Raw genomic sequence first — 19,575 nt, 5'->3', positions numbered from 1 at the left:
ACGACCGATCCGTGACGAAAGACATTCAGTGGTTGATCCCGAGCAGCCGGCGTGCGGCCCGACCGGCCCCGGCAGGGCCTGAGGGTCAGGTCAGCGCGGGCTCCGCCTGGGGTACGTCGATGTCGATGCTGTCGAGCAGCGACTCCTGGTGCTGGGCGGCGGCGTTGAGCGCGTCGTTCTCGTCCTGGATCCGTACGAGCTCGGATTCCAGGTCCTGGACGCGCTTCTGAAGCCGTCGCATCTCGGCGAGGAGTCGCGGGTCGGAACCGCCGACGTAACCGAGAAGCGCCTTTGCCATGATGGATGGTCCTCCACACTGAGTGACCGACCGATGCGGTGTGGGTCGTGAGGGAATCGCACCCGCGGTGCTCGGCAGTGTTCTGTATTCACTGCTGTTCTGCTGTCACCAGCTCTGCCGAACAGCTAAGGTGCGCGGGGTTTTCAGCGTCTCACCAAAAAGTTTGACGGTCAACACGATCACACGCCAGTGAGCCGGGTGTCCCGGGGGCGCGCGGCTCGACGATCATGCGGCGCGACTCTCTCGCGGGTCCCCGAGGGGCGTGGAGATCTTCGTCAATGCCGCAGCCTGACACGGCGGGGTCTTCTTGGCAACCATGTGCCCGCGCCGGGTCAATTCGCAGGTCATTTCGGGTGCGAGCCCCTCGCGGACCTTCCGGTGACCGCGTGCCGCACCGTGTGTACGGAGCGGATCCGCGCCCCCTTTCCGGGCGGGCTTCAGCGGATCGCGAATCCCTCGTAACCACCGCGGGGCGTGTCCCAGATCTCAGTGACGCCGTCCACGCGCCCGGGTGTGTCGTCGGAGCCGAGCCAGTCCAGCAGACGGTGGCAATTCTCACGTGGCCCCTCGGCGACCACCTGCACCCGGCCGTCGTCGAGATTGAGGGCGAAGCCGGTGAGATTTCCGATCTCCAAAGCATTTGCCCTGGTGAACCAGCGGAACCCTACTTGCTGTACTCGGCCGCGTACCCAAACGACGAGTCGTGCATCTTCGTTCATGCCCGAACGCTAACCGGCCAATTGCTCAAGGAGCACGTCGCCCCAATCCGCCATGGCGTAAGGTCCCCTCGCAATAGCCTCACCCGAACGGGTGATGCTGATCTTGAATTCGGTGACGCCGGCCCTGGCGTCCGGAGCACGAGGAAGGCACAGCGCATGGGACGGCATCGACGCGCAGGCGCGGCCCCCGCCGCTGAGCAGCACGCGGCGCACGCGGCGGAAGGGCCGCGCAGCGCCCGCCGGAAGAAGCGGACCGGGCTGCCGGTGCGCGCCGGACTTCTCGGTGTGTCCGCGGCCGTGGCCGTCGGAGCGGTCGCCGTGGCGTCCGGACTGCTGCCCGGCGGCGGCAGCTACAACGTCAGCGGCGACCCGTCCTCCGACCAGGTCCAGGCGGGCGGCGCTCCCGATCTGCTGACCCAGGGCGACGCGTCCGCCGAGCCGACCGGCCGCACGTCGGCGTCCGCGTCGGCCGAGGCCAGCAGGGGTGGCGACCGTTCGGCTTCTCCCTCGGCGTCCCCCTCGGCCACGCCGAGCAAGAAGCCGTCGGCCACCGCGTCCAAGCAGGCCACCAGGACGCCCGAGCGGACGAAGGCTCCGGCCGCCAAGCCGAAGAAGACCGCGTCGTCCGCCCCGGCCACCAAGGCCCCGGCCGCGCCGAAGACCGCGTCGGCCACCCCGAGCCGCACGGCCGAGAGCTCCCCGAGCCCGGCCGGCACCTCCGCCCAGGCGGCCGTGCTCGCCCTGGTCAACCAGGAGCGTGCGAAGGTCGGCTGCAGCCCGGTCACCACCAGCGCCCCGCTCACCGCGCTCGCCCAGGACTTCAGCGAGGACATGGCCGCCCGCGACTTCTTCGGCCACACCGACCCCGACGGGGCGACCCCTTGGGACCGTGCCGCCGCTGCCGGTGTGGAGGGTCTCGGCGGGGAGAACATCGCCCGCGGACAGGCCGACGCCCAGGCCGTGATGGACGCCTGGATGAACAGCGAGGGCCACCGCGCAAACATTCTCAACTGCGACTACAAGACCCTGGGCGTGGGAGTGCACCTCGGCTCCGGCGGCCCCTGGTGGACGCAGGACTTCGGCTTCTGAGAGGCCGTACGGACGAGAGGCCCCGCCGGTCGACGGACCGGCGGGGCCTCTCGCTGTCCCCGGCCGTTCCGGAGAGCCCGTCGAAGGAGCCCGCGGTCGCTCCAAAAGCCCCCGAAGGAGCCCGTCGGGCCTACAACCATGGCCGCCCACCAGGAGTCTTGATCGTCGGCAGTCATTTCCGGACTGCAGATGATCAAGACCGAAGGAACGAATGAACCGACCCAGAGGCACCACGGTGGCCACCGCCACCGCTGTGGTACTCGCCTCCGCAGGCGGCCTGCTCGCCACGGCCGCCCCCGCCTCCGCAGCGGTGACCTGCGCCTCGCCCGTCTTCAAGCGGATGTTCTACGCGAACACCAGCTTCTCCGGCACGCCCAAGGGCACGGACTGCGACTCCGTGATCGACCAGAACTGGGGCACGGGCGCACCCGGTTACAAGGGCATGCCCTCCAACGACTTCGGTGTCCGCTGGTCCATGACCCGCGACTTCGGCTCGGGCGGACCGTTCTCGTTCGCGGCGTCCTCCCGTGACGGCATCCGCGTCTACGTCGACGGCGTACGCAAGGTCGACCTGTGGAAGAACGTCTCCAGCACCGTCTCCAAGACGGTCAACGTGACCATCCCCTCGGGGAAGCACAGCCTGCGCGTCGACTTCGTGAACTGGACCGGCGCCGCCAACGTCAAGTTCTCGTACGCTCCCCGCACCACGGCGACCGTGGACAAGGTGAAGCCGCTGGTCCCCACCGGGACCGCCGTCACCTACAGCACCGCCTCCACGTCCACCAAGGTCAGCTGGGCGAAGAACCAGGAGATGGACCTCGCCGGGTACCGCGTGTACCGGCGGCTGAAGGGCGCCTCCTATCCGTCGAAGGCCCTCGCGACCACGACGTCCACCTCGTACACCGACACGACCGCGCCGAAGGACGGCAACGTCTACTACTACGAGGTGCGCGCGTACGACAAGGCGGGCAACACCTCGTCGGGCACCGCCGACCTCGGCATCACCACCGTGGACCGCACGGCCCCCGCCGCCCCGAAGGGCGTCGAGAAGAACTGGGCGATGGGCAGCCCGGCCAAGATCACCCTGTACTGGGACGGCAACACCGAGCCCGACCTCGCCGAGTACCGGGTCTACCGCTCGACCTCGCAGCCGGTCGCCCTCACCCCCGCCAACCGGCTGGCCTCCACCGGCGGCGGTTACAGCGGACCGCTGCCGCAGACCGGTGACGTCTACTACTACGTCGTCACCGCCGTCGACACGAGCGGCAACGAGTCCCCGGCCTCCGGCACCGCGATGTACTACAGCGACGACACGACCGGCCCGGTGGACACCGCGCTCAACGCGCGGGCCTCGGAGAGCGAGGCGGGCGTCACCATCACCTGGGACGCCTCCGCGGTGACCAGCAGCGACTTCGCCGGCTACTCGGTCTTCCGGACGAGCCGCCCCGGCACCAGCAGCGCCACCCGCACGGAGGTCGGTTCGGGCGTCAGGGGGACGTCGTTCACCGATGCCGCCCCGCAGCCCGGCGCCACGTACGCCTACTACGTCGTCGCGGTCGACCACGAAGGGAACGGCGGCACCCCGTCCGCGGGGCTCACGGTCACCGTCAACGGGAACACGACGGCGCCCCCGGCGGTCACCGGCGTGAGGACCGTCCCGGAGAAGAACGGCGTCACCCTCTCCTGGGACGCGAGCAAGGACCCCGGCCTCGCCCACTACCTCGTGCTGCGCGGCACCCTCGTCGACGGGGAGTGGACGTACAAGGCCGTGCCGCATCCGGCGGACTTCAAGCCCTGGCAGATCACGGAGACCACGTTCCACGACTACGTCCCGGCCGACGGACAGCAGGTCCGCTACGCCGTGGTCGCCGTCGACCAGTACGGGAACCAGCTCACCCCGGCCACCGGCGCGACAGCGGTCGACGTCACCGAGCTGGACCTCCGCCCGACCGCACCGGCGGCGACCGGCGCGCCGCTGGTGTACCTGGGCTCCGACCAGAACGGCTGGATCTCCTGGGCTCTCGCGAGCTCCACGACCCTCGGCGAGGTCACCGGTTTCGCCGTCCACCGCTGGAACCCGGTGACGCAGACCTTCGACCTGGTCCACACGGAGCCCAGGGACAACGTCACCTCCTGGAACTGGGTGGACCCCGCCCTGCCGCCGGCGAGCACGGTCTACTACCGGATCTCGGTGAACTACGCGGACGGCACCACGTCCGGTGCGAGTGAGGTCTCCGTCATCAGCCGCTGACGGCGACGGCGCTCCCGCTCCTCCTCCTGCGCAGCGCTCACCCAGGGTGGGCGCTGCGCAGGCGTAAGCTGCGGGTATGAGCGAGACACGGACGGAGCGGGTGCGGGACGACGGCGGCGACATGCCGTTCGACGTCTTCTCACGGCTGTGCCCCTCGCGCGGCACGCTGGAGCACGCCACCGGCCGCTGGGGCGGACTGACCCTGGGGGCGCTGTACGAGAGCGGCGCCCGCTTCAACGAGCTGCGCCGCCGGGTCGACGGTGTCAGCGAGAAGATGCTCTCCCAGACGCTCCACGCACTGGAGCGCGACGGCCTGGTCCACCGCGATGCCCGGCTCACCAATCCGCCGCGCGTCGACTACGAGCTGACGCCTCTGGGCCGCGAGGTCGCCGCCCGGCTGATGGACCTCATCCAGTTCGTCGAGGGCCGGATGCCCGAGGTCGTCGAGGCCCGGGCTCGGTACGACGCCGCGCACCCGGCCTGAGGCCGGAGGCCTCAGGAGATCCTCGGCGGACGCTGGCAGCGCGGGCAGAAATAGCTGGAGCGGTTCATCCAGGGCCGCCTGCGCATCGGCGTACCGCAGCGGCGGCACGGTTCGTCCTCGCGTCCGTAGGCGTCCAGCGAGCGGTCGAAGTAGCCGGACTCGCCGTTCACATTGACGTACAGGCTGTCGAAGCTGGTGCCGCCCTGGTCGAGTGCCTCGCGCATCACCTCCCGGACGTGCCCGAGCAGCTCGGCCGTCCTCGGACGGGTCAGGGTCGCGGTCGGCCGCTCGTAGTGCAGCCTGCTGCGCCAGAGCGCCTCGTCGGCGTAGATGTTGCCGACGCCGCTGATCAGGGACTGGTCCAGCAGGGCGCGCTTGAGCGTCGTACGGCGCAGGCGGAGCGCCGCGTGGAAGGCGTCGTCGTCGAAGGCGGGGTCCAGGGGGTCGCGAGCGATGTGCGCGATGACGTCGGGCAGCCCGTCCGGGGTGTTCTCGTGCACCGAGAGTCCGCCGAAGGTCCGCTGGTCGACGAAGCGCAGCTCGGTGCCGAGGGCGTCGTCGAAGCGGATCCTGATCCTCAGGTGCTTCTCGTCGGCGGCGTCCTCGGGCTGCACGAGCAGCTGGCCGCTCATGCCCAGGTGGCCCAGCAGCGAGGAGTCCGCCTCGTCCAGGGGCACCCAGAGGTACTTCCCGCGTCGCATCGCCGTGCCGAAGCGCAGCCCCCGGAGCCGGGCCGCGAAGTCGGCGCCGCCCGCGAGGTGCCTGCGGACCGCGCGGGGGTGCAGGACCTCCACGGCCTCGACGGTGCGCCCGGCGGTCCAGCGCTCCAGACCCCGCCGCACGACTTCGACCTCGGGCAGTTCGGGCACGGCTGGGCACTCCTTCGGAGAGGTGGCGGGACAGCGGAAGCCCCCCGGTGCGCGAGGGCACCGAGGGGCTTCCGCTTGCTTCAGGCCGGAGCGGCGTCCGAGTTCGGCGACGGGTCGGCAGGGGTGTCGGCGGCCCCTCCGTCGGCAGCGGTCTTGGCCGCCGCCTCCCGTGCTTCCGCGGCGGCGCTGATCTCGCGCCAGGCGGACTCCGCCGCCTGCTGCTCCGCTTCCTTCTTGCTACGGCCGGTGCCGGTGCCGTACGAGACACCACCGACGCGAGCGGCAGCAGTAAAGGTCTTCTCGTGATCGGGGCCGGTCTCCGTGACGAGGTACTCGGGGACTCCGAGGCTCTCGCTCGCGGTGAGCTCCTGGAGACTGGTCTTCCAGTCCAGGCCGGCTCCGAGGTTCGAGGACCTGTCGATCAGCGGGTCGAAGAGCCGGTGGACCAGCTCCGAGGCCGCGCTGAGGCCCTGGTCGAGATAGACGGCGCCGATCACCGCTTCAAGGGTGTCGGCGAGGATGGAAGCCTTGTCCCGGCCACCCGTGCCCTCTTCACCGCGGCCGAGCCGGATGAAGGAGCCGAGTTCGAGGCCGCGGCCCACTTCCGCAAGCGCACGCGAGTTGACCACCGCGGCCCGCAACTTGGCCAGCTGGCCTTCGGGCAGGTCGGGGTGGGTGCGGTACAGCGTGTCCGTGACCACCAGGCCGAGCACCGAATCCCCGAGGAATTCGAGCCGCTCGTTGGTGGGCAGACCGCCGTTCTCGTATGCGTACGAACGGTGGGTCAGCGCACGCACCAGAAGGGCGGACTCGAGGTGATACCCGAGCCGCCCTTCCAGAAGCGTGTGGGACGAGGCTGTGTTGATGTTGTCTGCCTGCTTCTTGGCGCTGGACAACTCAGACATCGGGCCTCTCACCAGCCGCTCAGACCTCGAGGACCTGGCGCTTGTTGTAGGTGCCGCAGCTCGGGCACGCAATGTGCTGGAGCTTCGGCTCCTGGCAACGCTCGCACGAAACCAGGGTGGGGACCGCAGCCTTCCACTGCGACCGGCGGTGGCGCGTGTTGCTGCGCGACATCTTCCGCTTCGGAACAGCCACGGCTACTTCTCCTGCTTCTCGTCGACGCCCGGTTCGGCGCCGCCCATGTTGTCCTTCTCGCCGTCCTGAACGGTCTCGGCGAGTCCTTGCAGTGCCGCCCAACGAATGTCGGCGACGTCGTGGTGGTGGTCCGGATTCTCGTCCAGCCTGATCCCGCATTCGGAACACAGACCGGCACAGGTCTCCTTGCACACCGGCTGCAGCGGCAGTGCGAGCACCACCGCGTCACGCAGCACAGGCTCGAGGTCGAACGAGTCGTCCTCGAGAAAGAACCTGTCCTCGTCGTCCTCGGCGTCGTCGACCGGGTCCGCGGTCCTGCTGCGGTTCCGGTCATCGGCGTCAGGGTACGAGAACATCTCCTGGAAGTCCGCTTCGACCTCGACGGTCAGCGGCTCCAGACACCTTACGCACTCCCCCTCGGCCGTCGCACGGGCGGTGCCTGTGACGAGCACCCCTTCCATGACCGATTCGAGGCGGAGGTCCAGCGCCAGGGGCGCGTTCTCCGGAACGCCGATGACCCCGTCGATGCCGAGGTCCTTCGGTGCTTCCGCCGTGCGGGTCAGCCGCTTCTGGGTACCCGGACGCCGGCCCAGCTCGCGCGTATCGAACACGAGAGGGCTGCGGTGGTCGAGGTGGCCGTTCAGGGCTTTTCCTGCTTTCGAGATCATGTGCGTGGTGCGGCTTTCGGGAGGGCCGCCCCTGTCCCGGGGGAATGAGGGCAGCCGGGATCGCGGACATACGCGCGACCGAAGAGCCAGGATACTGGACGTACCGCCCAGCTCCCAATCCGGTACGGACCGCTCCGGTCAGCGGCCCTGCTCGTAGCGGCGCAGCTGTTCCAGGTCGATCATGCTGGTGTCGAACAGGCTGGTCTCGTCCAGCGCGCTCTCCCCCTGCTGCGCGGGCACCTGCGCCTGCTGCGGCCAGTACTCCTGCTGCTGGTTCGGGTCGTACGCCTGCTGCTGGTAGCCGGCGTACGGGTCGGGCTGCTGCTGGTAGCCGGCGTACGGGTCCTGCTGGAGCTGCTGCTGGTCCTGGTAGCCGTAGGTCTGCGCGTACTGCGGCTCGCCCTGGGGCTGGGCCGGGAAGCCGGCCTGCGCGGGGTCCTGGTAGTCCGCCACCGGCGCGTAGTCCGGCTGCGCGGGCTCGGCGTACGTGTGCTGCTGGGGGCTCTGGGCGGGCTCGGGGGTGGCGAGCTCGGCCAGTCCGGCCCAGTGGTCCTCGTCGCTGGTGTGCTGAAGGCCGCCGGCGGCGTCCTGGGCCGCCATGTGCGCGCCGAGCTCGTCGGTGGCCACCCGGCCGTGCAGCTTCTGGCGGCCGCGGCCGACGGCTTCCAGCGTCTTCGCGAGCACGGCCTCGAAGGCGCCGAGCTTGGTGTCCACGTAGTCGTCGGCACGCCTGCGGAGCGTCTCGGGGTCGGCGCTGCGCTCGGGCGCCTCGGCGAAGTCGGGGTCCTCGTAGCCCTGCTCGTCGAGGCCCTCGCCGCGGCCGAGGAGCTTCTCGCGGCCCCGGTCGACGGATCCGATGGTCTTGGTGAGGACGACCTCGAAGTTGGCGAGCTTGCTGTCGACGTACTCGTCGGCCTCGGCCCGGACCTCTTCGGCCTCCCGGCGGGCCTCGGACAGGATCCGGTCGGCCTCCGCCTGGGCGCGCTGGGCGATCTCGGTGCCGGAGACGAGCGATCCCCGCTCGGCACGGGCGGACTCGATGATCCGCTCGGCCTCCTGCCGGGCCTGCTCGACGAGCTGCTCATGGCCGCCGATGAGCTCCTGGGCGTGGGCGAGGGAGCCGGGCAGGGCCTCGCGGACCTCCTCGAGCATCTCGAGCAGTTCGGCCCGGTTGACCACGCAGGACGCCGACATGGGCATGGAGCGGGCGTTCCCGACCGTTTCGACGATCTCGTCGAGCTTCTTCTGCACGTCCACCGTGTGCTCGCCACTCTCTGCTGCTGTTGGAGACGGACGGGACGACTGTAAGGCCAGTCGCCTCCCGTCCGACACCTGGTGACGGTCGGTCAGCGGATCACTTCCGGCCGAGACGCTCCGCGAGGGCCTCGTGGACGGTGGGCGGCAGCAGGTGCGACACGTCGCCGCCCCAGGTGGCGACCTCCTTGACCAGGGAGGACGACAGGAAGCTGTAGGTGGGGTTCGTCGGCACGAAGAGGGTCTCGACGCCCGAGAGGCCGTTGTTCATCTGGGCCATCTGGAGTTCGTAGTCGAAGTCGCTCACGGCCCGCAGGCCCTTCACGATGGCCGGGATGTCGCGCTGCTTGCAGAAGTCGACCAGCAGGCCGTGGAAGGACTCGACCTCGACGTTGCCGAAGTCGGCGGTGACCTCGCGGATCATCTCGATCCGCTCGTCGACCGTGAACAGGCCCTTCTTGGACTGGTTGATCATCACGGCGACGTGCACGACGTCGTACAGCTTGGAGGCTCGTCCGATGATGTCGAGATGTCCGTTGGTGATGGGGTCGAACGACCCCGGACAGACGGCGCGGCGCAACGTGGTTCCCTCGCTCTCCGGTGCGGTCATCGTGCGTCTTCGCACGTAGAGGCGGCGCGACCGTACCAAAACGTGGCCTCGCCGTAGCGACGGGCCCGCAGTGGCTCGAATCCTTCGGGCCAGTTGAATTCCCCGCCTCTGGTGCTCCGTTCCACGGTGACGAGAGCGCCGTCCGTGAGCCACCCCTGGGCACGGAGTGTGAGCAGTATCTCCCCAAGATCGTCGTCCGTGACGGCGTACGGAGGGTCGAGGAAGACCACGTCGTACGGGTCGGTGGGTGCCGGTCCCGTCACGATCTGTTCGGCTTTGCCGGTACGGAACTCGGCGCCGGGCAGTCCGAGGGTGCGGATGTTGTCGCGGACGGTGCGGGCGGCCCTGGCGTCGGCCTCGACGAGCAGCGCGTGCGCCGCCCCCCGGGACAGCGCCTCCAGGCCCACGGCACCGGATCCGGCGTACAGATCGGCGATACGGATGCCGTCGAGCGTCCCCAGCAGCGCCTGCCAGGTGGAGAACAGGCCCTCGCGCGCACGGTCGGAGGTGGGGCGGGTGCCGGTGCCGGGCGGGACGGCCAGGCGGCGTCCGCCGGCCGAGCCGGCGATCACGCGGGTCATGGGTGTCTGGTCCTCGGGTCGTGGGCGGCACACAGGACGGGACGCGTGCCGTGTTCCCACGATATGGCGTCCTCGCGGATCCGCCCGGTCAGCCCTTGTCGAGGTATTCCTCCCGGTCCTTGTCCAGGAGGGCGTCCAGCGCGATGCGCAGCTCCGGAAGCCGCTCCAGGGCGGGGTCGTCGGTGACGACGCGGACGGCCTCCTCGCGGGCCGCCGCGATGACCTCCTCGTCGTCGATCACGCTGAGCACCCGCAGGGAGGAGCGGACTCCGGACTGGGCCTGGCCGAGGACATCGCCCTCGCGCCGCTGTTCGAGGTCGATGCGGGAGAGCTCGAAGCCGTCGAGCGTGGCGGCCACCGCGGAGAGCCTGGCCCGGGCCGGGCTCGCCTCGTGGGCCTCGCTGACCAGCAGACAGAGGCCGGGGGCGCTGCCACGGCCGACGCGGCCCCTGAGCTGGTGCAGCTGGGACACCCCGAAGCGGTCCGCGTCCATGATCACCATGGCGGTGGCGTTCGGGACGTTCACCCCGACCTCGATGACGGTGGTGGCGACCAGGACGTCCACCTGGCCCGTGGCGAACCGGCGCATGACGTCGTCCTTGTCGTCCGGCGCCATCCTGCCGTGGAGCACCTCGACGCTCAGCCCGGTGAGCGGGCCCTTGGCGAGCTGTCCGGCGATGTCCAGGACGGCGAGCGGCGGACGCTTCTCGGCGTCGTCCTCGGGGGCGGGCTGCTTCTTGCCCGCCTTCCCCTTCTTCTCGCCGGCCTCGTCGGCGTCGTCGCCGATGCGGGGGCAGACGACGTACGCCTGGTGGCCGTTCTCCACCTCCTCGCGGACGCGTTCCCAGGCGCGGCTGAGGAAGTGGGGCTTGTCCTTGGCGGGGACGACATGGCTGGCGATCGGCGAGCGGCCGGCCGGGAGCTGGTCGAGCACGGAGGTCTCCAGGTCGCCGAAGACCGTCATCGCGACCGTGCGCGGGATGGGCGTCGCCGTCATGACGAGGAGGTGCGGGGGCTGCTTGCCCTTGGAGCGCAGCGCGTCGCGCTGTTCCACGCCGAAGCGGTGCTGTTCGTCGACGACGACGAGGCCGAGGTCGTGGAACTTCACCTTGTCCTCGATGAGGGCGTGGGTGCCGATGACGATCCCGGCCTCGCCCGTGACCAGGTCCAGGAGCGCCTGCCGACGGGCCGCGGTGCCCATGGAGCCGGTGAGCAGCACGACTTTCGTCCCCTTGTCCGAGCCGCCCAGCATCCCGCCTTCGGCGAGCTCGCCCATCATCTCGGTGATGGACCTGTGGTGCTGCTGGGCCAGCACCTCGGTGGGCGCCAGCATCGCCGCCTGGCCTCCCGCGTCGACGACGCGGAGCATGGCCCGCAGCGCGACCAGGGTCTTGCCCGAACCGACCTCGCCCTGGAGCAGCCGGTGCATGGGGTGTTCCGTCGCCAGGTCGCCGAAGATCTCGGCGGTGACCTTCTGCTGGCCGTCGGTGAGGGTGAAGGGGAGGGTTGCGTCGAAGGCGTCGAGGACCCCGTCGGGGACGGACGCGCGGGCCACCGCGGGGAGTTGGGTGTCGGCGAGGCGGCGGCGGGCGAGCGCGACCTGGAGGACGAACGCCTCGTCCCAGCGCAGCCGGTCGCGCGCGGCGGCGATGTCCGCCTTGGTCTGCGGGCGGTGGATGCGCAGCAGTGCCTCGGGCAGCGGGATAAATCCGCGGCCGTCGCGGAGCGAGGGGGGCAGCGGGTCCACCGCGTCCTGCGCGCTGGGCAGGACGGTGTCCACGGCCTTGGCGATGCGCCAGGAGTCGAGCTGCTTGCAGGCGGGGTAGATCGGCAGCAGCTGGCCGGCGAAGGCGTCGACCGCCTCCGTCATCCCGGCCTCCCCGTCCATGTCCTGCGCGTCGAGGAGCTGGTACGTGGGGTGGGCGAGCTGCATCTTCCGGTTGAAGACGGAGACCTTGCCCGCGAACATGGCCCGCCGGCCGGGGAGCAGGTCCTTGTGGGGCTTGTGGACACCGTGCCCGAAGAAGACCAGCTGGAGCCTGCCGCTGCCGTCGGTGAGGGTGACCTCAAGCCGCTTGCCCCGGCCGTTGTTGAACATCATGATCCGCGCGTCGGCGACCTGTGCGACGACCGTCACGTGCTCGTCGAGCGGGAGCTCGGTGAGCGCCGTGAGACGGCCGCGCTCCTCGTAGCGCCGCGGGTAGTGGTGCAGCAGATCACCGACCGTGTGCAGGTCGAGGTGTTCGGCCATCACCTTCGCGGTGGCTCCGCCGAGCAGCTTCTTGAGGGGTTCATCGAAAGCGGACACGCGGTCCATTGCACACCACGGCACTGACAGATGTCGCCGGGCGCCGTGTCGCGCGGGGTGTCACTCGACGCCGATGAGCAGGGGCGCCGCCTGACGGCCGCCCCGGTAGACGACGGTGTCGACGGCGAGGTAGCCCTCGCGGACGTGTTCGCCGAGTTCGTCGGCGAGCGCGTCGGGCACGTCCTGGCCGAGGACCAGGGTGACGAGTTCGCCGCCCGCCGACAGCATCCTGTCCAGGACCGTGCGGGCCGTACCGGGGACGTCCGCCCCGATGACGGCGACGTCCCCGTCGATCAGGCCGAGGATGTCGCCGGCCTGGCAGATGCCCGCCATGGTCCACGACTGGCGTTCGGCGACGGCGAGTTCGGCGTAGCGGGTGGCGCCGGCCGCCGCGGTCATCGCGACGACGTCCTCGTCGAAGCTGCGGCCCGGTTCGTGGACGGCGAGGGCGGCGATGCCCTGCACGGCGGCGCGGGTGGGAACCAGGGCGACACGGACGCCCTCGGCCCTGGCCTGTTCGGCGGCGGCGGCCGCGGTGTGGCGCAGCTGGGCGTCGTTGGGCAGCAGGACCACCTCGCGGGCGTGGGCCCGGCGGATCGCGTCGACCAGCTCGCCGCTGGCGGGGGGTTCGCCGGGGCGCGCCAGCACGGTGGTGGCCCCCGCCTCGGTGCAGAGCTCGGAGAGCCCGTCGCCGGGGACGACCGCGACGACCGCGCGCTGGACGGGGTCCTTGCCGGCCCGGACGCGGTCGGCGGCGAAGTGGGTGATCCGGATGCGGTAGGGCCGGCCGGCCTCGACCCCCGCCTCGACGGCGGCCCCGGCGTCGTCGACGTGGACGTGGACGTTCCACAGGCCGTCGCCGCCGACCACGACGAGGGAGTCCCCGAGGGCGTCGAGGCGGCTCCGCAGCCGGGCGACCGCCTCGTCCGGGGCCTCCAGGAGGTAGATCACCTCGAAGGCGGGCCCGCCCTCGGGGTCCGCCTCCGCGCAGTCGCCGGTCAGGGGCAGGACGTCCGGGGCGGCCGGGACGGCGCGTTCCCGGGGCCGCCCCCCGGCCGCTTCGAGCAGCGCCCCGAGCACGGTGACCAGGCCCTGCCCGCCCGCGTCCACTACTCCGGCCCGCCCGAGGACGGCGAGCTGGCCGGGGGTGGCGGCGAGGGCCGTGCGCGCGCCCTCGTACGCCGCGTCGAGCACGTCCCGGAGGCGGGCGCCGTCCGGGGCGGACCCGGCCGCCTCCGCCGCGGCGGTGGCGACGGTCAGCACGGTGCCCTCGACGGGGTGGGCGACGGCCAGCCGGGCCGCGGCGGCGGCCTCCGTCAGCGCCGTACGCAGGTGACTCGCGTCACCCGACTCGGCCAGTACGCCCGCCATGCCGCGCAGCAGCTGGGCCAGGATGGTGCCGGAGTTCCCCCGGGCGCCGATCAGCGCCCCGTGCGCCATGGCGCGCACGGCGTCGGCCGGGCCGGGGACGGTGGAGCCGGTCTCGTGGGCGGCGAAGACCGCCTCGACGGCCGCGGCGGCGGACTCGACGGTCAGATAGAGGTTGGTGCCGGTGTCCCCGTCGGCGACCGGGTAGACGTTGATGGCGTCGATGGCCGCCCGCTCGCGGCCCAGGGCCTCCAGGGCCAGTGAGCACCAGGTGCGCACCGCGACGGCGTCGAGAACGTCGGGGGACTGCGGCACCGTTGGTCCTCCTTGGGACGGCCGTGGGGGGCTGGCTGCACCGCAGAGTAGCCCTCGTGCCCGGGCCGGGCGGGCAGAGGTGCGGGACGGAGGGCCCCGCGAGCCGTGGTAGTTTCGTATCCCCGGGGCAGCCGTTGTATGCTGCTTCGGTTGCCCGACGAGAGTCGGGCCATTCCTCCGGTACCGCCACTTCAGTAAAATGATTCCGGCGCGCCGGAATTCACTGTAAGTGCATCTGAAGTCTTTGGAGTGACCCGTGGCTGCCAACTGCGACGTTTGCGGCAAGGGGCCGAGCTTCGGCAACAACATTTCGCACTCGCACCGCCGTACGTCCCGTCGCTGGAATCCCAACATCCAGCGCGTGCGTGCCGTGGTCGGTCGGACGCCGAAGCGGCTCAACGTCTGCACCTCGTGCATCAAGGCCGGCAAGGTCGCGCGCTGACGTCCCCGTCGTAGCGCAGCCTTCCGGTTGCCCAAAAAGCCGGTCCACCTCGGTGGACCGGCTTTTTGCTGTGCCCGGCCGGGGGGCGCGGGCCGCTTCCCGCCGCCGGACCGGTTCCGGGCGGCGGCGGGAAGCGGACCCGTGGCCTACTGGGCGTCCTCGATGGAGCCGAAGTGGTCCCAGCCGCCCTTGCTGGTCCAGGGGGCACCGTCCACGGTGACCTGGGGCAGCGCCGAGGGGTTGAGGACCTCGCCGATCACCTTCCAGCGGGCGGGGAGCTTCACGTCGGACGGGAACGTCGCCACGATCGCGTGGTCCTCTCCCCCGGTGAGCACCCACTGCAGCGGGTCGACCCCGACGGCCTGCCCGATGTCGGACATCTGCGAGGGGATGTCGATGAGCCCGGACCTCAGGTCGATGCGGACCTTGCTGGCCTCGGCGATGTGCCCGAGGTCGGCGACGAGTCCGTCGCTGACGTCGGTCATGGCCGTGGCGCCGAGCCCCGCGGCCGCGGGGCCCGCGTGGTAGGGCGGTTCGGGGCGCCGGTGGGCCTCGACGAAGGCGCGGGGTGAGCGGAACCCGCGCGAGAGCACGGCGAATCCGGCGGCGGACCAGCCGAGCCAGCCGGTGACGGCCACGACGTCGCCGGGCCGGGCGCCGGCCCGGGTGACGGGTTCGTGGTTGCGCAGGTCACCCAGCGCGGTGATCGCGACGGTGATGGTGTCGCCGCCGACGACGTCACCGCCGACCACGGCGGCACCGGCGACCTGGCACTCGTCGCGCAGCCCGTCCATCAGCTCGGCGGCCCAGGTGACCGGGAGGTCGGCCGGTACGACGAGGCCGAGCAGCAGCGCCGTGGGCACGGCGCCCATGGCCGCGATGTCGGCGAGGTTCTGCGCGGCGGCCTTGCGGCCGACGTCGTACGCGGTCGACCAGTCGCGGCGGAAGTGCCGCCCTTCCAGCAGGATGTCCGTACTGGCCACGACCCTGCGGTCGGGAGCGGCCACGACCGCGGCGTCGTCGCCGGGTCCCAGTCGTACCGCCGGAGTGGTGGTGAGCCGGGACGTGAGCTCTCTGATGAGCCCGAACTCCCCCAACTCGCCCACGGTTCCCTTCACCGAGTGTCACCTCTCATCTATCGCACCGGACACCTGTCCGGGCTGCTTCAACGGCCGGCGGTCCGGACCGTGGACGACGTGCCCACGAAGGGCCGCGGCCCCGTTGCGTACAGGCATCACCGTCCCCCTTCCGCCTCGGTGGGCTTGCGGTCGCGAGCCCCAACTGCTGTCGGTACCGTCAAGAGATACGTCAACTTCTGTGGTGCGAGCGCCACGCTGTGGGCGTCAACCGGCCGTAGGTCTCCCCGCGGCGCGCGGCAACGCGATAACGTGGCGTCCCTTTCCCCCACATGATCCTCGTGGCCGCCCTGGAGGTTCCGTGGTACAGGCGTACATCCTTATCCAGACCGAGGTGGGCAAGGCGTCGACCGTCGCCGAGACCATCGCCAAGCTCCCGGGAGTGATCCAGGCAGAGGACGTCACAGGGCCCTACGACGTGATCGTGCGCGCACAGGCCGACACGGTGGACGCGCTCGGCCGCATGGTGGTCGCCAAGGTCCAGCAGGTGGACGGCATCACACGTACGCTGACCTGCCCGGTCGTCCACCTCTGACCCCTGTCTACGCTGGTCCGGTGACTCACATCCGCCGCCGGTCCCCCAGGTCCCGTGTCCTCGCCCCGTCCGCCGCCCTGTTCGTCCTGGCAGCGGCGGGCTGTTCCACCGGCTCACAGCCCTCGGTGGCGGTTCCCACGCCGTCGTCGGAGGCCGCCGGATACTGCGAGGCACTGCACGAGGAGCTGCCGGAGAAGGTAGCGGGTCTGGAACGGAGTGATCCCTCACCGGACTCGGACCTGACCGCCGGCTGGGGGGACGGGGCGATCGTACTGCGCTGCGGAGTCCCCCGGCCCGCGAAGATGGACGATTCCCAGGCCAAGGGTGTGGACGCGGACGGCGTCAACTGGCTGCTGGAGCAGCGCGATGACGCCGGTCCGCGGTTCACGACGACCTACCGCAAGGCGTATGTCGAGGTGACGCTCGGGACGGAGTACGCCCATGACATCACCCCTCTGTCGGCGTTCGCAGTAGCCGTGAAGAAGACCGTCCCCGAGAGCCTCTGACAGCCGCCCCGGACGGGACGACCGTCCGGCCCGGGAGGCCCTCGGTCAGCGCAGGCCCGTGGGGCGGTTCAGCGCGGACGTGATCAGCCGGTCCACCAGCTCCGGGTAGTCCACGCCGCTCGCCTGCCACATGCGCGGGTACATCGAGATCGGTGTGAAGCCCGGCATGGTGTTGATCTCGTTGATGACGAACGTGCCGTCCTCGGTGAGGAAGAAGTCGGCGCGCACCAGGCCCTCGCAGGAGGCGGCCTCGAAGGCGTCGACGGCCAGCCGCTGGACCTCGGCGGTCTCCTCGTCGGTGAGCGGCGCGGGCACGAGGCCGGCCGCCGAGTCGATGTACTTGGCCTCGAAGTCGTAGAAGTCGTGTGCGGTCACCGGCGGGATCTCGGCGGGCACGCTGGCGCGCGGTCCGTCCTCGAACTCCAGCACGCCGCACTCGATCTCACGGCCGCGCAGCAGGGACTCCACGAGGAACTTCGGGTCGTGCCTGCGGGCCTCCTCGATCGCCTCGTCGAGCCCGGCGGCGTCGTCGACCTTGGTGATGCCCACGGAGGAGCCGCCGCGGGCGGGCTTCACGAAGAGCGGCCAGCCGTGCTCGGCGGCGAACTCCATGATGCGCTTGCGGGCGGCGGGGCGGTCCGACTCCCACTCCCGGGGGCGGACGACCTCGTACGGGCCGACCGGCAGCCCGAAGGAGATGAACACCCGCTTCATGTACTCCTTGTCCTGGCCGACGGCCGAGGACAGGACTCCCGCGCCGACGTACGGCACACCGGAGAGCTCCAGGAGCCCCTGGAGGGTGCCGTCCTCGCCGTAGGGGCCGTGGAGCATCGGGAAGACGACGTCGACCTCGCCGAGGACCGTGGGGACCGCACCCGGCTCGCCGACGACGACGTCGCGGTTGCCGGGGTCGACGGAGAGCGCGACCGCGCCCCGCGCGGACTCGGCCAGCTGCTCCACGTCGGGCACCCGGCGGTCCGTGATGGCCATGCGGGCCGGGTCGTCGGACGTGAGGACCCACCGCCCGTCCCTGGTGATGCCGATCGGCAGGACGTCGTACTTCGTCCGGTCGATGGCGCTCATGATGGCACCGGCGGTGACGACCGAGATGCCGTGTTCGGAGCTGCGGCCACCGAACACGACGGCCACACGCGGCTTACGGCGCTGCTCGGAGCCCTGCGCGGAGCTCTGCTCGGAGCTCTGGGGGCTCTCGGGGCGCTGGGGGAGGTTCTGGCTGCTCATATCGCGATGAGCGTACCTGCTGGTAGGGCTCGAGTCAGCGCCGCTCGGGCTTGGCGCTGCGCGACATCAGCTCCTTGACCGCGACCACCGGCGACTTGCCCTCGTGGACGATCCCGACGACCGTCTCGGTGATGGGCATGTCGACGCCGTACCTGCGCGCCAGATCGAGCACCGATTCGCAGGACTTGACGCCCTCGGCGGTCTGGCTCGTGACGGCGACGGTCTCCTGGAGCGTCATCCCGCGTCCCAGGTTGGTCCCGAAGGTGTGGTTGCGCGACAGCGGCGAGGAGCAGGTGGCCACCAGGTCGCCGAGTCCGGCCAGTCCGGAGAAGGTGAGCGGGTCGGCGCCCATGGCGAGTCCCAGGCGGGTGGTCTCGGCGAGGCCGCGGGTGATGAGCGAGCCCTTGGCGTTGTCGCCGAGGCCCATTCCGTCGGCGATGCCCACGGCGAGGCCGATGACGTTCTTCACGGCGCCGCCGAGCTCGCAGCCGACCACGTCGGTGTTGGTGTACGGCCGGAAGTACGAGGTGTGGCAGGCGGCCTGGAGGCGCTGGGCGACGGTCTCGTCCGAGCAGGCGACGACGGCCGCGGCGGGGCGGCGTTCGGCGATCTCCTTGGCGAGGTTGGGTCCCGTGACAACGGCGATGCGGTCGGCGGTGACCCCGGTGACGTCCTCGACGACCTCGCTCATCCGCTTGGCGGTGCCGAGTTCGACGCCCTTCATGAGGGAGACCAGGACCGTCTTGGACTCCAGGTGCGGTGTCCAGTCGGCGAGGTTGGCCCGCAGCGTCTGGGAGGGCACCACCAGGACCGCGAAGTCGGCGCCGCGCAGGGCCTCGGCGGCATCGGTGGTGGCCCGGATCGAGGCGGGGAGCTCGATCCCCGGCAGGTACTCCGGGTTGGTACGGGTCGTGTTGACGGCCTCGGCGACCTCGGCACGACGTCCCCAGAGGGTGACCTCGCAGCCCGCGTCGGCGAGGATCATGCCGAAGGCCGTACCCCATGAGCCGGTCCCGAAGACGGCCGCCTTGGCGGGGTGCGTCACGTGGTTCCCTTTCCCTCTGCCTTGCGCCGCTGTTCAGCACGGGCCTTGCGGTGATCGTAGAGCTCGGCGGGGGCCTTCTCGCCGCGTACCTCTTCGAGCTGGGCGGTGACGGCGGCCATGATGGTCTCGGTCGCCTGGCGCAGGACGTCGGGCGTCGGTTCGAGGCCGTAGTAACGGGAGAGGTCGACCGGCGGTCCCGCCTGGACCCGCAGGGTCTTGCGGGGGAACAGCTGGAGCTTGTTCTCCTTGGCGTACGGAGGCATCGCGAGGTTGGCGCCCCACTGGGCGACGGGGATGACGGGGGCCTTGGTCATCAGCGCGACGCGGGCGGCGCCCGTCTTGCCGGCCATCGGCCACATGTCGGGGTCCCGGGTGAGCGTGCCCTCCGGGTAGAAGGCGACGCATTCGCCCCGCTCGATGGCGTCGACGGCGGCGCGGAAGGCGTCGAGCGCGTTGGTCGACTCGCGGTAGACGGGGATCTGCCCGGTGCCGCGCAGGATCATTCCGACGAACGGCGTCCTGAACAGGCCCGCCTTGGCGAGCAGCCGCGGGACGCGTCCGGTGTTGTACTGGAAATGCCCGTACGACAGCGGGTCCAGATACGAGTTGTGATTGACCGCCGTGATGAATCCGCCCTCGGCCGGAATGTGTTCCATTCCCCGCCAGTCGCGCTTGAACAGAACCACCAGGGGCGGTTTTGCGATGACCGCAGCCAGGCGGTACCAGAAGCCGATTCTGGGGCGGGACACTCGGACGC

Annotated in this window: 21 protein-coding genes; 6 read left to right on the top strand and 15 right to left on the bottom strand. The window is 70.9% G+C overall.

What is annotated here, in order from left to right:
• Nucleotides 1-85 precede the first annotated feature (85 nt).
• Both AMK10_RS06705 and AMK10_RS06700 read right to left on the bottom strand, forming a co-directional pair.
• A complete protein-coding gene (locus tag AMK10_RS06705) occupies nt 86-298 on the bottom strand; it encodes a hypothetical protein (protein WP_033304037.1) in 213 nt (70 codons plus the stop codon).
• A gap of 437 nt (nt 299-735) precedes the next feature.
• Complete coding sequence (locus tag AMK10_RS06700; protein ID WP_073745712.1) at nt 736-1,017, bottom strand: acylphosphatase; 282 nt, start codon at nt 1,015-1,017, stop codon at nt 736-738.
• Nucleotides 1,018-1,173: 156 nt separating this feature from the next.
• Between AMK10_RS06700 and AMK10_RS06695 the strand changes: the two genes are divergently transcribed.
• The 3 genes from AMK10_RS06695 (at nt 1,174) to AMK10_RS06685 (ending at nt 4,841) form a co-directional block, all read left to right on the top strand.
• A complete protein-coding gene (locus AMK10_RS06695) occupies nt 1,174-2,106 on the top strand; it encodes a CAP domain-containing protein (RefSeq protein WP_073745710.1) in 933 nt (310 codons plus the stop codon).
• Between the two features lie 211 nt (nt 2,107-2,317).
• The gene (locus tag AMK10_RS06690) at nt 2,318-4,357 is read left to right on the top strand and encodes a PA14 domain-containing protein (RefSeq protein ID WP_073745708.1); all 2,040 of its coding nucleotides are present in this window, start codon (nt 2,318-2,320) and stop codon (nt 4,355-4,357) included.
• A gap of 76 nt (nt 4,358-4,433) precedes the next feature.
• Entirely contained in the window at nt 4,434-4,841 is a 408-nt protein-coding gene (locus AMK10_RS06685) for a winged helix-turn-helix transcriptional regulator (protein WP_073745706.1), read from the top strand.
• 11 nt (nt 4,842-4,852) lie between these two features.
• Here AMK10_RS06685 and mutM read toward each other — a convergent pair whose 3' ends face one another.
• The 9 genes from mutM to AMK10_RS06640 form a co-directional block, all read right to left on the bottom strand.
• Nucleotides 4,853-5,710, bottom strand: coding sequence for a bifunctional DNA-formamidopyrimidine glycosylase/DNA-(apurinic or apyrimidinic site) lyase (gene mutM, locus AMK10_RS06680; protein WP_073745704.1), 858 nt, complete (start codon nt 5,708-5,710; stop codon nt 4,853-4,855).
• Between the two features lie 80 nt (nt 5,711-5,790).
• Nucleotides 5,791-6,615, bottom strand: a complete 825-nt coding sequence (gene rnc / locus AMK10_RS06675) for a ribonuclease III (RefSeq protein WP_073745702.1) — start codon at nt 6,613-6,615, stop codon at nt 5,791-5,793.
• A gap of 19 nt (nt 6,616-6,634) precedes the next feature.
• The gene (rpmF, locus tag AMK10_RS06670) at nt 6,635-6,808 is read right to left on the bottom strand and encodes a 50S ribosomal protein L32 (protein WP_003965982.1); all 174 of its coding nucleotides are present in this window, start codon (nt 6,806-6,808) and stop codon (nt 6,635-6,637) included.
• Nucleotides 6,809-6,810: 2 nt separating this feature from the next.
• On the bottom strand, nt 6,811-7,476 hold the full coding sequence (locus tag AMK10_RS06665; RefSeq protein ID WP_073745700.1) for a YceD family protein: 666 nt from the start codon (nt 7,474-7,476) through the stop codon (nt 6,811-6,813).
• A 138-nt stretch (nt 7,477-7,614) separates the two neighbouring features.
• Nucleotides 7,615-8,733 (bottom strand): cell division initiation protein, encoded by a 1,119-nt coding sequence (locus tag AMK10_RS06660; RefSeq protein ID WP_073745698.1) that lies wholly within the window; start codon nt 8,731-8,733, stop codon nt 7,615-7,617.
• Nucleotides 8,734-8,830: 97 nt separating this feature from the next.
• Complete coding sequence (coaD, locus tag AMK10_RS06655) at nt 8,831-9,310, bottom strand: pantetheine-phosphate adenylyltransferase (protein WP_198959652.1); 480 nt, start codon at nt 9,308-9,310, stop codon at nt 8,831-8,833.
• A gap of 26 nt (nt 9,311-9,336) precedes the next feature.
• Nucleotides 9,337-9,921: a 16S rRNA (guanine(966)-N(2))-methyltransferase RsmD gene (gene rsmD, locus AMK10_RS06650; protein ID WP_073745694.1), complete on the bottom strand. Its 585-nt coding sequence runs from the start codon at nt 9,919-9,921 to the stop codon at nt 9,337-9,339.
• Between the two features lie 88 nt (nt 9,922-10,009).
• Entirely contained in the window at nt 10,010-12,238 is a 2,229-nt protein-coding gene (gene recG, locus AMK10_RS06645; RefSeq protein WP_073745692.1) for an ATP-dependent DNA helicase RecG, read from the bottom strand.
• A gap of 51 nt (nt 12,239-12,289) precedes the next feature.
• Nucleotides 12,290-13,912 (bottom strand): DAK2 domain-containing protein, encoded by a 1,623-nt coding sequence (locus AMK10_RS06640; protein ID WP_073745689.1) that lies wholly within the window; start codon nt 13,910-13,912, stop codon nt 12,290-12,292.
• Between the two features lie 256 nt (nt 13,913-14,168).
• Here AMK10_RS06640 and rpmB point away from each other — a divergent pair, with 256 nt between their 5' ends.
• Nucleotides 14,169-14,354, top strand: a complete 186-nt coding sequence (gene rpmB, locus AMK10_RS06635; RefSeq protein ID WP_026171429.1) for a 50S ribosomal protein L28 — start codon at nt 14,169-14,171, stop codon at nt 14,352-14,354.
• Nucleotides 14,355-14,500: 146 nt separating this feature from the next.
• On the opposite strand, the gene AMK10_RS06630 is transcribed toward rpmB, so the two are convergent.
• Nucleotides 14,501-15,472 (bottom strand): thiamine-phosphate kinase, encoded by a 972-nt coding sequence (locus tag AMK10_RS06630; protein ID WP_073745687.1) that lies wholly within the window; start codon nt 15,470-15,472, stop codon nt 14,501-14,503.
• A 319-nt stretch (nt 15,473-15,791) separates the two neighbouring features.
• Here AMK10_RS06630 and AMK10_RS06625 point away from each other — a divergent pair, with 319 nt between their 5' ends.
• Entirely contained in the window at nt 15,792-16,025 is a 234-nt protein-coding gene (locus AMK10_RS06625; RefSeq protein WP_033304016.1) for an Lrp/AsnC family transcriptional regulator, read from the top strand.
• A gap of 20 nt (nt 16,026-16,045) precedes the next feature.
• Nucleotides 16,046-16,531 carry a DUF3515 domain-containing protein gene (locus AMK10_RS06620; RefSeq protein ID WP_073745685.1) on the top strand — a complete coding sequence of 162 codons (486 nt, stop codon included), beginning with the start codon at nt 16,046-16,048 and terminating at the stop codon, nt 16,529-16,531.
• 45 nt (nt 16,532-16,576) lie between these two features.
• Here the strand turns inward: AMK10_RS06620 and AMK10_RS06615 are convergent, their stop codons facing one another.
• Genes AMK10_RS06615 through AMK10_RS06605 form a run of 3 tightly spaced genes read right to left on the bottom strand, consistent with a single transcriptional unit; the run spans nt 16,577 to nt 19,567 of the window.
• A complete protein-coding gene (locus AMK10_RS06615; RefSeq protein WP_073745683.1) occupies nt 16,577-17,773 on the bottom strand; it encodes a D-alanine--D-alanine ligase family protein in 1,197 nt (398 codons plus the stop codon).
• A 34-nt stretch (nt 17,774-17,807) separates the two neighbouring features.
• Entirely contained in the window at nt 17,808-18,818 is a 1,011-nt protein-coding gene (locus AMK10_RS06610) for an NAD(P)H-dependent glycerol-3-phosphate dehydrogenase (protein WP_073745682.1), read from the bottom strand.
• A complete protein-coding gene (locus tag AMK10_RS06605) occupies nt 18,815-19,567 on the bottom strand; it encodes a lysophospholipid acyltransferase family protein (RefSeq protein ID WP_073745681.1) in 753 nt (250 codons plus the stop codon). The genes AMK10_RS06610 and AMK10_RS06605 overlap by 4 nt, the downstream gene beginning before the upstream one ends.
• Between the last annotated feature and the right edge of the window lie 8 nt (nt 19,568-19,575).

The organism is Streptomyces sp. CB02058 (assembly GCF_001905505.1).
Lineage (GTDB): Bacteria > Actinomycetota > Actinomycetes > Streptomycetales > Streptomycetaceae > Streptomyces.
The sequence above is the reverse complement of the archived record's forward strand: the minus strand, read 5'-3'. Positions and strand labels throughout refer to the sequence as shown.

What these genes read in the sequence shown, in the direction of transcription:
- recG (WP_073745692.1), bottom strand. Translation starts at nt 12,238, where the DNA reads ATGGACCGCGTGTCCGCTTTCGATGAACCCCTCAAGAAGCTGCTCGGC.
- AMK10_RS06665 (WP_073745700.1), bottom strand. Translation starts at nt 7,476, where the DNA reads ATGATCTCGAAAGCAGGAAAAGCCCTGAACGGCCACCTCGACCACCGC.
- AMK10_RS06685 (WP_073745706.1), top strand. Translation starts at nt 4,434, where the DNA reads ATGAGCGAGACACGGACGGAGCGGGTGCGGGACGACGGCGGCGACATG.
- rsmD (WP_073745694.1), bottom strand. Translation starts at nt 9,921, where the DNA reads ATGACCCGCGTGATCGCCGGCTCGGCCGGCGGACGCCGCCTGGCCGTC.
- AMK10_RS06705 (WP_033304037.1), bottom strand. Translation starts at nt 298, where the DNA reads ATGGCAAAGGCGCTTCTCGGTTACGTCGGCGGTTCCGACCCGCGACTC.
- AMK10_RS06690 (WP_073745708.1), top strand. Translation starts at nt 2,318, where the DNA reads ATGAACCGACCCAGAGGCACCACGGTGGCCACCGCCACCGCTGTGGTA.
- rnc (WP_073745702.1), bottom strand. Translation starts at nt 6,615, where the DNA reads ATGTCTGAGTTGTCCAGCGCCAAGAAGCAGGCAGACAACATCAACACA.
- AMK10_RS06615 (WP_073745683.1), bottom strand. Translation starts at nt 17,773, where the DNA reads ATGAGCAGCCAGAACCTCCCCCAGCGCCCCGAGAGCCCCCAGAGCTCC.
- AMK10_RS06700 (WP_073745712.1), bottom strand. Translation starts at nt 1,017, where the DNA reads ATGAACGAAGATGCACGACTCGTCGTTTGGGTACGCGGCCGAGTACAG.
- AMK10_RS06695 (WP_073745710.1), top strand. Translation starts at nt 1,174, where the DNA reads ATGGGACGGCATCGACGCGCAGGCGCGGCCCCCGCCGCTGAGCAGCAC.